General features: G+C 69.0%; 12 protein-coding genes and 1 pseudogene. 8 read left to right on the top strand and 5 right to left on the bottom strand.

The window, feature by feature from the left end:
* The first annotated feature begins 13 nt into the window (after positions 1-13).
* Positions 14-880, top strand: a complete 867-nt coding sequence (locus tag OG286_RS32245) for a helix-turn-helix domain-containing protein (protein WP_405359109.1) — start codon at positions 14-16, stop codon at positions 878-880.
* A 275-nt stretch (positions 881-1,155) separates the two neighbouring features.
* On the top strand, positions 1,156-1,653 hold the full coding sequence (locus OG286_RS32250) for a DUF5990 family protein (protein WP_396323852.1): 498 nt from the start codon (positions 1,156-1,158) through the stop codon (positions 1,651-1,653).
* Between the two features lie 173 nt (positions 1,654-1,826).
* Here the strand turns inward: OG286_RS32250 and OG286_RS32255 are convergent, their stop codons facing one another.
* On the bottom strand, positions 1,827-4,118 hold the full coding sequence (locus tag OG286_RS32255) for a M9 family metallopeptidase (protein WP_405359106.1): 2,292 nt from the start codon (positions 4,116-4,118) through the stop codon (positions 1,827-1,829).
* A gap of 176 nt (positions 4,119-4,294) precedes the next feature.
* Positions 4,295-4,820: pseudogene (locus tag OG286_RS32260) on the bottom strand (hypothetical protein); the annotation flags it as partial.
* 163 nt (positions 4,821-4,983) lie between these two features.
* On the opposite strand from OG286_RS32260, the gene OG286_RS32265 reads away from it, so the two are divergent.
* Positions 4,984-5,586 carry a superoxide dismutase gene (locus OG286_RS32265; RefSeq protein WP_396323854.1) on the top strand — a complete coding sequence of 201 codons (603 nt, stop codon included), beginning with the start codon at positions 4,984-4,986 and terminating at the stop codon, positions 5,584-5,586.
* A gap of 200 nt (positions 5,587-5,786) precedes the next feature.
* Here the strand turns inward: OG286_RS32265 and OG286_RS32270 are convergent, their stop codons facing one another.
* From OG286_RS32270 to OG286_RS32280, 3 genes are read right to left on the bottom strand one after another with little or no spacing between them, the layout of a single operon-like run.
* Entirely contained in the window at positions 5,787-6,560 is a 774-nt protein-coding gene (locus tag OG286_RS32270; protein WP_405359104.1) for a WbqC family protein, read from the bottom strand.
* Positions 6,502-7,173 carry a YdcF family protein gene (locus OG286_RS32275; protein WP_396323856.1) on the bottom strand — a complete coding sequence of 224 codons (672 nt, stop codon included), beginning with the start codon at positions 7,171-7,173 and terminating at the stop codon, positions 6,502-6,504. The genes OG286_RS32270 and OG286_RS32275 overlap by 59 nt, the downstream gene beginning before the upstream one ends.
* 15 nt (positions 7,174-7,188) lie before the next feature.
* Positions 7,189-8,283, bottom strand: coding sequence for a helix-turn-helix domain-containing protein (locus OG286_RS32280; protein WP_405359102.1), 1,095 nt, complete (start codon positions 8,281-8,283; stop codon positions 7,189-7,191).
* 180 nt (positions 8,284-8,463) lie between these two features.
* On the opposite strand from OG286_RS32280, the gene OG286_RS32285 reads away from it, so the two are divergent.
* From OG286_RS32285 to OG286_RS32305, 5 genes are all read left to right on the top strand, one after another.
* Positions 8,464-8,739: a hypothetical protein gene (locus tag OG286_RS32285; protein ID WP_396323858.1), complete on the top strand. Its 276-nt coding sequence runs from the start codon at positions 8,464-8,466 to the stop codon at positions 8,737-8,739.
* 173 nt (positions 8,740-8,912) lie between these two features.
* Complete coding sequence (locus OG286_RS32290) at positions 8,913-9,470, top strand: ATP-binding protein (protein WP_405359100.1); 558 nt, start codon at positions 8,913-8,915, stop codon at positions 9,468-9,470.
* A complete protein-coding gene (locus tag OG286_RS32295; protein ID WP_405359098.1) occupies positions 9,470-9,886 on the top strand; it encodes a hypothetical protein in 417 nt (138 codons plus the stop codon). Before OG286_RS32290 ends, OG286_RS32295 begins: the two co-directional genes overlap by 1 nt.
* Before the next feature lie 86 nt (positions 9,887-9,972).
* A complete protein-coding gene (locus tag OG286_RS32300) occupies positions 9,973-12,135 on the top strand; it encodes a B12-binding domain-containing radical SAM protein (protein ID WP_405359096.1) in 2,163 nt (720 codons plus the stop codon).
* Between the two features lie 14 nt (positions 12,136-12,149).
* Positions 12,150-12,746 (top strand): aldo/keto reductase, encoded by a 597-nt coding sequence (locus OG286_RS32305; RefSeq protein ID WP_405359094.1) that lies wholly within the window; start codon positions 12,150-12,152, stop codon positions 12,744-12,746.
* The last annotated feature ends 14 nt before the right edge of the window (positions 12,747-12,760 follow it).

The following is a 12,760-nucleotide window of genomic DNA, read 5'->3' on the forward strand; positions in this document are numbered from 1 at the left end:
CGAGAATCCTCCCATGACCACCGCGATCAGCCTCAACGAGTTCCTGCGGACCCGCCGCTCCCGGCTGCGGCCCGAGGACGTGGCCCTGCCGGACTTCGGCGGCCGCCGCCGGGTGGCCGGCCTGCGCCGCGAGGAGCTCGCCCAGCTCGCCGGGGTCAGCGTCGACTACTACACCCGGCTCGAACAGGGCCGGGTGCGCAACCCCTCCGACTCCGTGCTCGATGCGGTGGCCCGCGCACTGCAGCTCGACCAGGAGGAGGCCCTGCACCTGCACCGGCTCGCCCGCACCCGGGTGGACGGCCGGGCCGGGCGCACACCGTCCGCCCCGCAGCGAGCCCGGCCGATGCTGGCCCGGCTGCTGGCCGAACTGCCGGACGTCCCGGCCCTGGTGATCGGCCGGCGGATGGACGTCCTCGCCTGGAACCGCGCCGCCGCGGCCCTCCTCGGCGACTACGGCGCCCTCGCCCCGAACGAGCGGAACATCCCCCGCATCACCTTCCTCGACCCGGCCTCGCGCTCGCTCTACGCCGACTGGACCACCTGCGCCCGGGAGAGCGTCGCCTTCCTCCACCTGGAGGCCGGCCGCCGCCCCGACGATCCCCGGCTGGCCGAGCTGATCGGCGAACTCTCCATGCAGAGCGAGGAGTTCCGGCACTGGTGGGCGGAGCACCCGGTCCGCGACAAGACCTCGGGCCGCAAGGTCTTCCACCACCCGCTGGTCGGCACCCTGGAGCTGGACTACGACACGCTGCGCCCGGCCTCCGACCCCGACCAGGCGCTGATCACCTACGCCGCCGAGCCCGGAACGCCGTCCGACGACGCCCTGCGCATGCTCCTCGCCTGGGGTGCCGCCCCGGTGTCCGAACACCAAGGCCAATGAGGGTGGTTGAGCCGCAGGAGGGCGGCCCGACCGCTGGCCGACCTCGGGGCGCCGAAGACACGGACCCGGCCGTACGGACCCGGCCGGTTGGACACTGCCGCACGGGCCGGGCCGCACGGGTCCGGCCGCCGAAGGAGCTGCGGGGCCGGCCGACGCCCACGGCGGCCGGGATCACCGTCGGCGTCCTCTTCGAGATCGTCGTCGCGCTCGTCGTCGTCGCGCGGAGCAGCTGGCGCCTGCGTCCCGCAGGGGGCCGGAAGGGGCAGGATGGCAGCATGCCGAACAGCGCCCTGCCCAACAGCGGCACGCCCGACACCACCACGCGGAGCAGCACCGTGCGGATCAGGATCGAGGCCACCGGCCTGCCGGGGCGCAGCTGTGCTCCGGCGCCGGGCTCCCCCGGCTACGACGACATCCATGTCGCCGTCCAACGCCGGGGGAAGCCGGGCGAGTTGCTCGACCCCGTCCCCGGTGACGCACCGCGCGCCGTCTGGACGCTGGAGTGCACGGTCAAGGCGGGGCCGGACCTCCTCGGCCCGTACGTCCAGGGCGGCCCGGGGGCCCGCTTCGTCTACCTGTCCTGGGTCAACGCCGACGCGGACGGCCTCACCATGTTCCGCCGCGCCAAGCTGATGCTGGACGCGGTGCCGGCCGCAACGGTCGAGGCGGCCGTCCGCAGCGGCCTGCTGGTGGCCCGGCTCGGCCTGACCGACGCCAAGGGGCACCCGCTCTGCGCCGCCGTCCGACCGCCCCTGGTCATCTGGTCCGCCTGAGGGGGCACCCGGCCGCGATGAGGTTGCGCCCGCCGCGATGCGTGTGCGCCTCGCCGAGGTGAAGCCGCACCCCGCCTCGACGTGCACGCAGCCCGCCGCGATGCGCGTGCGCCCCGCGCCGTGGCGGGCACGGGCGGGGCGCAGCGATCACAACGGGAGCCTAGTGCTACTGCCTACTGGTACTGCGTGGTGACGCCGGCGCCGCCGAAGGTCTGCTGGCCGTAGAGGCTGAAGTAGACCCAGCCGGACGGCGGGTTGGCGATGGTGAGGCTCTCGCCGTTGCCGGCGTTGGTGGACTTCGCCTGGTAGCTGCTGGTGGTGGCCCAGTTGCTGCCGCCGTAGTAGAGGTCGGCGTTTCCGCTGCCGCCGCTGCTGGTGATGGTCAGCTGCTTGACGCCGGCCGGCAGGTACAGGAAGTGGTAGCTGTAGTTGCCGGTGGTGGCCGCGAGGTTGTCACGACGGCAGTTCTTGTCGAACTGCCGTGTGTCGGCGGCGGTGCAGAGCGGGGCCTGGCTGACGGGCGGCAGGGTGCCGCACTTGTCGGCCGCGCACGCGGTGAGCCAGGTGGCGAAGTCGGCGTCGTACTTGGTGCCGATGGTGCTCTTGAGCAGGGTGCGGGCACCGTTCCAGTCGCCGGTACGGTACTTGGCGAGCACCGCCTTCACGTCGTCCGGGTGCGACTGCAACATGTAGCGCACGGCCAGGTAGCCCCACCGGTAGATCCGGTTGGAGTTGACGTTGGCGTCGGGGGTCTGGTCGTAGACGGTGTCGAAGAGCTCGCTGAGCTTGTAGGTCTTCTTGCCGGCCTCGGCGATCGCGTCGGCGTTGCGCACGTTGCGGTAGGTGTACGAGATGTACTCGGCGACGCCCTCGACCCACCAGATGGTCGGGGTGGTCATGCCGGCGTCGAAGTCGCCGTACATGTTGTAGCGGCCGTCGAGGTAGTGGGTGTACTCGTGGTTGAGGTTCCAGATCTGGAAGTCCGGGCGCAGCCAGCTGGCCTCGTGGGCGATGAAGCGGGCCTGGTTGCCGACCTTGGCCGGGTTGCCCTCCTCGTACATGCCGCCGTTGTCGACGGCGATGCCGTACATCGATCCGGCGTAGAGGCTGTACTCGTAGTAGTCGTCGAAGACGACGACCTCCAGGTTGGTGTTGACGTCACCCGGGATCGCGCCGTTGTCCTGGATCACCTTATGGAACAGGGCGTCCTCGTTGATCAGGCTGGTGCACGTGTCCGCCAGCTGCTGCGCGGTCATCTCCTGGGCGCGGACGCGCAGGTTGGCGTTGCAGGTGCGCTCGTTGGTGAGCACCAGCGGGGGGAGTCGGGTGGGCAGGTCGCAGAGGCCGTAGACGGAGCAGTTGCCCTTGTCCTTGTTCTCCGTGAACCAGACCAGGTTCATGGTGAGCGGGGCGGTGGCGCCGACCAGCGGGTAGCGGCTGACCAGGTCCTTGACGATCGGGCGGCCCTGGGCCCTGAGCTCGTCGTGGGCGACGAGGTTGCCGATCTGGATGCCGATCGAGGTGACCATGTCGCCGCCGTTGATCAGCGAGGCGTTCCGCGTCACGAACGAGGACATGGTGGTGGCGAAGCCGGGATCGGCCTGGAGGGCGGGGATGAAGCCGTCCCGGTCGAAGCCGTTCTCGATGACCGTCTCGGTGTTGGCGACGGCCGTGGTCATCGAACTGGGCCAGCTGGTGGTGTAGTCGGCGAGCAGCCGCTTCACGACGCCGGTGTAGTGGCCGTTCTCGTAGGCGCTGTCGATCAGGGTGACGGCCTCGGCGAGGGTGTCGCCGTTGGCCTGGGTGACGTCCTTGCTGTGCGGAGCGGCGTAGAAGGCGTCGAGCCCGCCGCGGATCGCGGTCTGCAGCGTGCTGCCGTACTGGCCGACGTCGTTGGGGTACTTCCACTGCACGTAGTAGCCGGCGCGCAGGAAGAGCACCAACTGCCCGACGGAGGTGGAGTTGTCACCCGGGTAGCCGGCGGAGGCGTCGCGCAGGCCGTTGGCGACGGTGGCCATCTGGGCCTCGCCGAACGCCCTGGTCGCGTCGGTACCGGTGAGCAGGAAGAGCGAGTTGATGCAGTCGAGGCTCGCGGCCTTGACGTTGGCGACCAGCGCGCTGCCCGTGGCGTTGGTGAAGGCGGAGGTGTCGCAGCCGTTGGCCGCGGCGGCGGCCGAGAACTGCTTGGCGGACTTGGCCGGCGTGCCGGCGGCGGCCGCCTTCGGGGTGCCGGCGGTGCCGTCGGTCTCCGAGGCGAGCGGACGGCCTCCCGTCGTGGCCTCGGGGGACTTGGGGACCGGGATCGCCCGCGGGGCTGCGGCCTTGGCGGCCGGCGCGGCGGCGGACGCCTGACCGATCGGGGCGGCCTGGCTCTGCGGTGCGAACAGGCCGAGCGCGATGAAGAACGCGGCGCCGAGCGCCGGTACCCTTCGCGCCTGGGCCTTGGATATCCGGAAGGGACGCATCTGTGGGGGCCTCCGGGGCCGTTCGGGGCCGCGTGTTGGGGGCGCGACCGCTCGATGTGTGACATGTAAAATGGCACATGGCGCATCGCGACGGGAAGGCCTCGGGCGGGATTGATCGCGACCGCAACCGAAACGTTGTCAGGAACCCGCAGGCCGACGGGTGGTCGCCACTGCGCCGCGCCGGCCAGCACCGGGGCGATCGGCGTCAGTGCCGCGTACTCCAGCGGCGCCGACGGGTCGATCGACAGGCGGCGACCATCGCGCCGTTGTCCGTGCAGAGCCGCAGCGGCGGCACCCGCAGGGTGATCCCCGCGTCGGCGCAGCGCTCCTCGGCCAGCGCCCGGACGCGGGAGTGGCCGCCACGCCGCCGACCATCGCCACGGTCGAGATCCCTTGGTCTGTGCAGGCCCTGACGGCCTTGCGGGTGAGCACGTCGGCGATCGCCTCCTGGAGCGCGGCCGCCACGTCGGGGGCGACGTCGCCGGGGGTCAGTCCGGCCCGGTCCGGCACCTCCCGGACCACCGGCGCCACCGCGTGCACGTGCGCCCGGGCGGCGATCTCCGGCACCACACCGCCGAACCGCGCGTGCTCGTCCATGGAGGACGCGACCGCCTGTCCGCGCAGCCGTCCGTCCTGGCCGAGGCCTGCGCCGGTCTCGTCGCAGGAGGATTCGATCCCCAGCACCACCGGCGATCCGGTCATGGTCACTCGCCCTCATCGGTCATTACATATACGTGTGACCATTGCGCCCGACGGGGTGTGAGGAATATGCAGGAGCTCATTCTTCGTTTCTGCAACTCATACGCAATAGTGTGTTTCCGGCACGATCGTCACCGTTGAACTCGCTGAAAGGGACCGTCTCCTGATGGGCACCTACTCGCTTCCCGACCTGCCGTACGACTACTCCGCGCTCGAGCGGGCGATGTCCGCCGAGATCCTGGAGCTGCACCACTCCAAGCACCACGCCGCCTACGTCAAGGGCGCGAACGACACCCTGGAGCAGCTCGCCGAGGCGCGCGACAAGGAGCAGTTCGGCGGCCTGGTCGGCCTGCAGAAGACCTTCGCCTTCCACCTGTCCGGCCACGTGCTGCACTCGCTCTTCTGGGAGAACCTCTCCCCGGAGGGCGGCGACCGCCCCCAGGGCGCCCTCGCCGACGCCATCACCGAGCACTTCGGCAGCTTCGAGGCCTTCCGCAAGCAGCTCACCACCGCCACCACCGGCGTCCAGGGCTCCGGCTGGGGCATCCTCTCCTGGGAGCCGCTCGGCAAGCGCCTGATCGTCGAGCAGGTCTACGACCACCACGGCAACGTCGGCCAGGGCACCACCCCGCTGCTGGCCTTCGACGCCTGGGAGCACGCGTACTACCTGCAGTACCGCAACGTCCGCCCGGACTACGTCGAGAAGCTCTGGGACGTCGTCAACTGGCAGGACGTGTCGCAGCGCTTCGCGGCCGTCACGGCCGTCTGAGTTCCAATTCAGGCAGACGGCCCCGGACCGGTTGGGCGGTCCGGGGCCGTCCCTGCATTCCCCTACCGCATCGCCCCGTCGCGGGAGCGCCCCGGCATCATCAGGGAGCTGCACACCAGCACCTTTCGGTGCTGCCAGGCGAGCCGCAGAGCGCCGCACCGGCGGGCCGCATCGGCTGTGTACAGCGTGGGCTCGGCCTCTCAGCTTGTGGGGCGGCCTAGATGCGCCGCCAAGGGCCCAGGCCCAAGTGCCATGAGGGGCTGGAGGCTGCTGATCGTGCGGGCCGCGGCCCAGAAACCGTCCGTGGCGGTTTGGAACGGTGTCACCACGATGCCGTGCTGGTGAAAGGCCGTGGGGTCGAGGTATCGCATACCACCGGTTCCGCACAGGTATGAGCTGGCTCCGGTTGCGGCAGCCAAGTCGGCGAGGCGCTGTGAGCGGTCGGGCCGCGACTCCAAGCTGCTGCTGTGAAGGATCACTCCAGGCCAACCGAGCATGTCGAGCAGAGCTCGGGTGGATGCCTCCGCGACCACGGCCGTGCGATCAGTGGTGGCGAACAAGTCGAGCACGGGATCGAGTGCGTCGCTCAGCTCGGGCCAGTGTGGGCTGGAGCAGTAGTGCTGCCGGATCATCTGGCCGGTGCGCTTCTGACAGCGCTCCGGCTCGGTGATCAGCATCTGACGGATAAGGGTGGCGCGGCCTTGCGGCAGGTGGGTCGAGATCGACAGCCACTGGCGCCGGCCGGGCTCGTCCAGGGCGGCCAATCGGGCCCGATGCTGGTAGTCGCGGCGGGCGAACTGAACGTCGTCCAGGACAATCCAGTAGTCCGCCGCGAACAGCTTTGCCAGCGTTGAGAGCCTGGGGAACAGATTTGGCTGGTGGATGGCGCACACGCCACCCGGCGACGGGAGCTCCTCAGCCGACCAGGAGCTTGCTGTCGAATCCATCGGCGAGGAGACGCTGGTAAGCAGCATGGACTTCCCCCGGAACCTCCTGCTCGATGGCGAAGCCGAGCTTCGGGTACTCCATCACCCGTTGCAGATCGCCCATGAGCAAGTCGATGACGAGCTTGTCGTCTCCGATGACCTTGACGTAGTCATCGAGGGCCATCGGCGCGGACGCGCAGACGATGTCAACCTCGGGCCAGAGCTTGCGGCAGGTCGCGTATGCTCGCCGCTCCATGTACGGCATCGCAATCAGCATGACCGACGCGGGCTCGATGCCAGCGGCAGCCAAGACCTGCCGCGAGAGGCTGATGTTCTGTCCGGTGTTGGTGGCCTTGGGCTCAAGCAAGATTGCGCTGCCTGGAACACCAAGATCGACAGCGTGCTCGCGGAAGTGAACCGCCTCGCCGCGTGGGAAACGCTCAGGGCGAGTGGGGTTGTTAGCGCCGCTGAAGACGAGGGTTGGGAACAGCCCGGCATGGAAGAGTCCGGCCGCGTAGGCCGGCACGCCGAGGTCGTGGCTGCCGAGGCCAATCGCTACGTCGCACGGCCGGAGCTGGTGGTGCATCTGGTGGTAGTCCCAGATCCGCGTGGCATCGGCCCACTGTCCGTCGGTGATCGAAGGCTGCTGGCTGTCCGTCACTCATGTTCTCCCTGGTCACCGAGGCTGAAGGCCGCTCGGCCGCTCGTAGCTCTGCCGAATGCCCTCAATGCTTCGCAGTTGGTGACTCATACCGTACTGGGCCGCGAGTGTGGCAGCCTGGCTGAGCACGGCCAGGCCGTCGGCGGCCGTGGCCTCGTCGGACAGCAGGATGTGACTGTGGGCGGTGTCCAGGCGGACGCGTTGCATCGGTGCGTCGGTGGTGCCTGTCTGGCGGGCGATTTCGATGAACTGCAAGGCACCGGATAGCTCGCCGGCGCCACGGTAAGCAAGCGCGAGCTTCTGGTGGGCGACTGACCAGTCCTCGGGCTCGGACAGGTCTTCGAACTCGCGGGTGGCGGTGGTCATGACGCGGGCCGCGTAGTCGTGGTTGCCGTCCTTGCTCAGTGCGGTGCCTACCCAGAGGCGGGCTCTGGCCCTATCGCGGCGGCTGAGCCGGTCGTCGGTGGCGAGCAGTTCGTACCGGTGGGCCGCAAGATCGAGCTTGCCGGACATTTCGGCGACGACGGCCAGGGAGAGGTCGAGCTGGGCCACCCGACGGGGAATGTCGAGCTGGGTGAAGACCGAGCGGGCCTGAGCGTATGAGTGCGGGGCTGACAGCGGGCCGAGGACGGAGCCCTGGTCTCGCTGCAAGTCACCGAGCAAGGCGGTGGAGCGGGCGTAGAGATAGAGGCCCTTCTCGTCCAGGCTGCGCGGCTCGTAGCGAGTCAGCCACCGGTTGAGAAGGCTGGTGGCGAAGATGAAGTTCTGCCGGCTCAGGGCCGCGACCGTGCGCTCAAGGTCATCGGTCCAGGATTCGAAGTCCCACAGCCGAGGACCAGCCGTGGTAGTCGTTGGCCGCGCAGTGGCCCTGCCAGCCTCGGAGAGCAGGGTCTCGAATCGCAGATGGGCGGCTGCGTCACACCTGGCCAGGGCGGTGTCGAGGATTGCCTGGGTGTCAGGGCGGGGCTGAGTGTCGACGCCGAGCTTCTCCCACTTGGAGACCGTCCGCACTGCCACGCCAAGGTGCTCAGCGAAGGCCCGGACGCTCATGCGCAGCGCACGCCTGAGGGCCCATGCTTCCAGGCCACTCCACTGTTGCACGGTCGCCACGCGGCCCTCCTTTCGGGAAGTCATCGAAGCACGAAGCGCGCAGACGGTGAGTCAGAAGTGCCACGCAAGTGCAACAGCAGGTCATTTCAGCGCCCACCGAATGCCAGGAGGCTTGAGCGCAAGGCCAACGCCCCAGCAGGCCGGTCTCTCAAGCCCCCTTCGTCCTGGATGGTCGCGCAGATGGAACTCACGGAACATCGCCTGGTCCACGGCCCGGTCGTCTACGGCTTCCTGCGGATGACGACCACTGCCGTCGCCCGTCACCGGGCGTCGTCCGAAGTCCTCACTCAGTACTGCACGCAGCATGAACTGACGCTGAGTGGTGTCTTTACCGAGCGCGATTGCACCTCCGCCTCGAAGTCCGCGGCCTTCACCGGCTTGCTCGACGTCCTGGCGCTGCCGGACACCTACGGCGGGGTCCTGCCCGCGGCTACACATCTCGGCCCCGGGCGATAGCCGCCGAACGCAAACAGCAGATCGGCATAGCCGGCGTCCGGCTGCAGCTGATCCGCCGCCCGACAACTGCGAGTCCTGGCCTGTCGCATCTCGACGGCGCGGCCAGCTACGACCTCGAATGAGTTCACCTTCCCCCTGTCGCTGCGCTACTCCCGAACCGGGAGGCACTTCCCGTGCCCAACGAAACCCGTCCTGCTCTTAGTCAGTTGGCGCTGGCTGACACCCCCAATGCCGTGTCCTGGGCCCGGCGACACGCCGTCGCCGTCCTGCGCCACTGGCGAGTCCCGACCAGCGTCGTCGACACGGCTCAGCTGATCGTCTCGGAGCTGACCACCAATGCCATACGCCGTCTCGGGCCGGATGAAGAGGCGGCGCCGTACTCGGCGCTGACGTCGGTCAGCACCTTCACGCTGACGCTGCGGCTGTATGGTCACCGGCTCCTGCTGCTGGTGCACGACTACCAGCCCGACGTGCCCGTGCTCAAGGAGGTCGGCCTGGATGCCGAGAACGGCCGCGGCGTCTTCCTGGTTGCCCACATGAGTGCCCGCTGGGGCTACTACGTCCCGGCCGCTGTGAGCGGCAAGGTCGTCTGGTCCGAGCTACTGCTGGAGGCACCGGCCACTCAGCCGTCGATTCCTGGTGCTGGGCTCCAGCGTTCGTCGTTCGGCCAAGAGGAAAAGGCCTCTTCGCTCCTCGTGGCCAGGACACTCGTCGGGCTGAGAGCACTGTAATGGCACCGGTTTCTCAGCTGGCTGAACATCACAAACCGCTCACACCAGGTCAGCTGGCTTCGCTGCTGCGGGCTCCGGCGGCCAGACGTAGCTACCTCGGCCAGTACGAGCTCGTCCTGGCCGACGGAGAGCAGGTGGCTCAAGGGCTGCCGCCGAGCCACTTCGCTGATTCGCCCGGTCAGGCCATGCGCTGGCTGCGCCGGGCGGTTCGGCGGCTGGCCCCGGTGCTGGACGAGCACGCCAAGCGGCTGGCTGGTGAGTGGTTGGACGACCCGGCCGGCTATCACGCGGCCGTCCTTGGCCTCATCCAAGGCGAGGCGATCTTGCTGGCGCTGCCTTCGGGCGGCCTGCGCCTCCAGGTCGGGGCCCGTCCCGTGATCACCCTGACCGTCCTGGCAGCCCCGGCCGCTTCCTGATCTTCCTAACCACCACCTCCCCGACGGGCTCTGCGCCCGCCAGGTGAGCCGTCACGCCCGCATCTCACCGGAGAAACGAGGCTCGAATGACTATCGTCACCACCCCGCGGCCCACGCCGCAGGTCGACCGGCTGGTCGAAGCGATCCAGTTGGTGCTGCCCGAGGCCCCGACCATCGCTTCTGTTGGCGCGGATCGGCTCCTCATCGCACCGCCCCGCCTGCGGCTGCACCTCGAACACCACCTGGCGGGCCAGATCGGCCGTATCCGGGTGACCGGCACCTTGGACCGACGGTTGGTATTGATCGAGCGGCCTGACACGAAGTGGGTGGTGGCCGACCTGTCCGGCCAGCCGCACGACTCCCGGCACTGGCCGAGCTGGACCGGCGGCCACCTGGACCTTGAGACGCCGGACTCCTGGTTGTCGCTGGCCGTCGTGGATGACTACGCCGTCCACCGCTTCAGCCGACCGAGGCTGCTGCTGGCGGCGCTCTACCACCCTGAGTACTTTCCGCTGCCCCGGTTTCCGTTGGGAATCAGCGACGTGGCTCGAGCGGGCCGCTCGACCCTCATGGGCGAGGTGACGCCGACTGACATGCAACTCGGCGTCACCATGGCTGATCTGGTCAAGGGTGTGGCCCAGGACGCCCCCGACATCCTCGGCATCTCGGCCACCTTCGGGCAGCACGACCTCATGACCGAGCTGCTGGACGCCACGTACAGCCTGGCCGTACCGCCACTGGTGGTGGCCGGTGGCAGCCTGACCGCCCGCAACGAAGCGCTGTTACTGGAGCAGTACCCCGATCTGCTCATCGCCCGTGGGGCCGGTGAGGCCACCATCCAAGACGTGCTGGCCCACTGGCACGGCGACATCGCACGCGAGGACATCCGCGGTATCGGCTACAACGGGGCGGCTCGTGGATCCGGCACCCTGACTGTCGGCCGGCGCCGGACCGCCAAGCCGGTGTCGAGTTCGCAGGACGACATCTTCCCCGAGCTGGACCTGTTACCCGACACCTTCGATCACCACGGCGTCGGCCAGGCGGAAGGCTCCCGCGGCTGTACCAACTACTGCTCCTTCTGCCCGCGCGGCCACAAAGGCCAGTGGTTCGGCGGCCAACCCGAGGCCTTCCCGTGGCTGCTGGACCAGATCGGCCGGGTCTACGACCGCTGCCCCCACATCTCGCGGACGCTCTACCTGGTGGATGAGGAGTTCATCGGCCGGGGCCACGACGCCGTCCCGCGAGCCCTGGCCATGGCCGACACCCTGCACCAGGCCGGGTTCAAGTGGGAGACCAGCTGCCGCATCGACCAGGTGACGAAGCCCGACCGTGACCACGCCTGGCATGTCGAGCGCGCTGCCATGTGGCGCGGGCTGGTCGACCGTGGCCTCCGCCGCTGCCTGTTCGGCGTCGAATCCGGGGTGGACTCGATTCTGGAGCGCTTCAACAAGGAGACCGGCGGCGAACAGAACGCCGTGGCCATTCGGACGCTGTCGGCGCTCGGCGTGCCGACCCGGTTCACGTACATCAGCTTCGACCAGCTCATGACCTTCGAGGAACTCAAAGCCACTTACGCCTACCAGAGCCGCACCGACCTGCTGCTGTTGCCCCTGCGGGGGCTCAGTCCCGAGGAGATCGTGGAAGGCGTCGTCGACCCCGACTGGGTGGCGGCTCATTCGACCGGTCGGCCGTTCTACAGCGGCATCTCCTACATGCTCGTCTCGATGGAGAACCTGATCGGGGCGGCCTACACCAAGCAGGCCCAGGCCGCCGGCCTGACCGGTGAGGTCCGGCCGTCCATGGGCCGGGTGGACGCTCGCTTCGCGGACTGGCGCATCGGCGTGGCAAGCGAGTGGGCGCAGCTGTGGGTGGACCGCAACTTCGCCCTCGACTACACCTTCAAGTCGCTGGAGAAGATTCTCGATGGCGACCCGCGCCGTGCCGTCCGGGCGGCCCGCGTGGTGCTCAAGGACGCCGCCTACACCATCTTCGGGCACATGATTCGCGAGATTGAAGCCACCAGCGAGGCGGTCGGGGCCGAGGTCGGCGGCGGTGAGCTGTCCGCCCGGCTGCGCATGTGGCTGGAGGCCGAGATCAAAACCCTGGCCGAACGGATGGGAGACGTGGTGGAGCAGGTCGGCCGCACTCTTCCGCCGGACCACGCCCGCACGCTGGTCTTTGAGCACGGCCGCTGGTCCCGCAACACCAGGTGGCACTCGATCAACGCCAACGACCCGTGTGGCACCTGATGAGGGCGGCCCAGATGGATCGACGACACCTTCCCGGCCTGGATCATGAGGTCTCAGCCGTCGGCGCCGGCTGCTGGACGATCGGCGGGCCGGCCACCAACCGGGGCGTCCCGATCGGCTGGGCTGGGGTGGACGCCGACGAGGCCCTCGCGGCCCTGGTCCGGGCGCACGATCTCGCCGTCAGTCTGTACGACACAGCTGACGTCTACGGCCTGGGCCAGTCGGAGCGGCTGATCGGCCGCCTCCTGAAGCTGGTTAACCGCAGCCGCTTGGTCATCTCCAGCAAGGTCGGCTACTTCGCCGGCACGGCCATCCACCCGTACGCCGCGGCTCAGATGCGGCGGCAGCTGCTCACCTCCTTGAGCAACCTCGGCACCGACTACTTGGACGTCTATTTCCTCCACTCCAGCGACTTCGGGCTGGACGACCGCTACCTGGACGAGGCGGTGGAGACCGTCCAGCGCCTCCGTCGCGACGGCCTGATCGGCGCCGTCGGGATGCGCGCGCCGCACGGTTCGCCGCCGAGTGGGCAACTGACCCCAACCACCCGCAGGCGGCCGAGAGCGCTCGATTCCTGGCCCTGTTCGAGCGGATCAAGCCAGATGTCCTGACCGTCCGCTACAAC

This window comes from Kitasatospora sp. NBC_00039, from assembly GCF_045160625.1.
In the GTDB taxonomy this organism is placed as follows: Bacteria; Actinomycetota; Actinomycetes; order Streptomycetales; family Streptomycetaceae; genus Kitasatospora.

Excerpts from the sequence above, each read along its gene's own strand:
- OG286_RS32245 (WP_405359109.1), top strand. The coding sequence starts at position 14 with ATGACCACCGCGATCAGCCTCAACGAGTTCCTGCGGACCCGCCGCTCC.
- OG286_RS32250 (WP_396323852.1), top strand. The coding sequence starts at position 1,156 with ATGCCGAACAGCGCCCTGCCCAACAGCGGCACGCCCGACACCACCACG.
- OG286_RS32255 (WP_405359106.1), bottom strand. The coding sequence starts at position 4,118 with ATGCGTCCCTTCCGGATATCCAAGGCCCAGGCGCGAAGGGTACCGGCG.
- OG286_RS32265 (WP_396323854.1), top strand. The coding sequence starts at position 4,984 with ATGGGCACCTACTCGCTTCCCGACCTGCCGTACGACTACTCCGCGCTC.
- OG286_RS32270 (WP_405359104.1), bottom strand. The coding sequence starts at position 6,560 with ATGCTGCTTACCAGCGTCTCCTCGCCGATGGATTCGACAGCAAGCTCC.
- OG286_RS32285 (WP_396323858.1), top strand. The coding sequence starts at position 8,464 with ATGGAACTCACGGAACATCGCCTGGTCCACGGCCCGGTCGTCTACGGC.
- OG286_RS32295 (WP_405359098.1), top strand. The coding sequence starts at position 9,470 with ATGGCACCGGTTTCTCAGCTGGCTGAACATCACAAACCGCTCACACCA.
- OG286_RS32300 (WP_405359096.1), top strand. The coding sequence starts at position 9,973 with ATGACTATCGTCACCACCCCGCGGCCCACGCCGCAGGTCGACCGGCTG.
- OG286_RS32305 (WP_405359094.1), top strand. The coding sequence starts at position 12,150 with ATGGATCGACGACACCTTCCCGGCCTGGATCATGAGGTCTCAGCCGTC.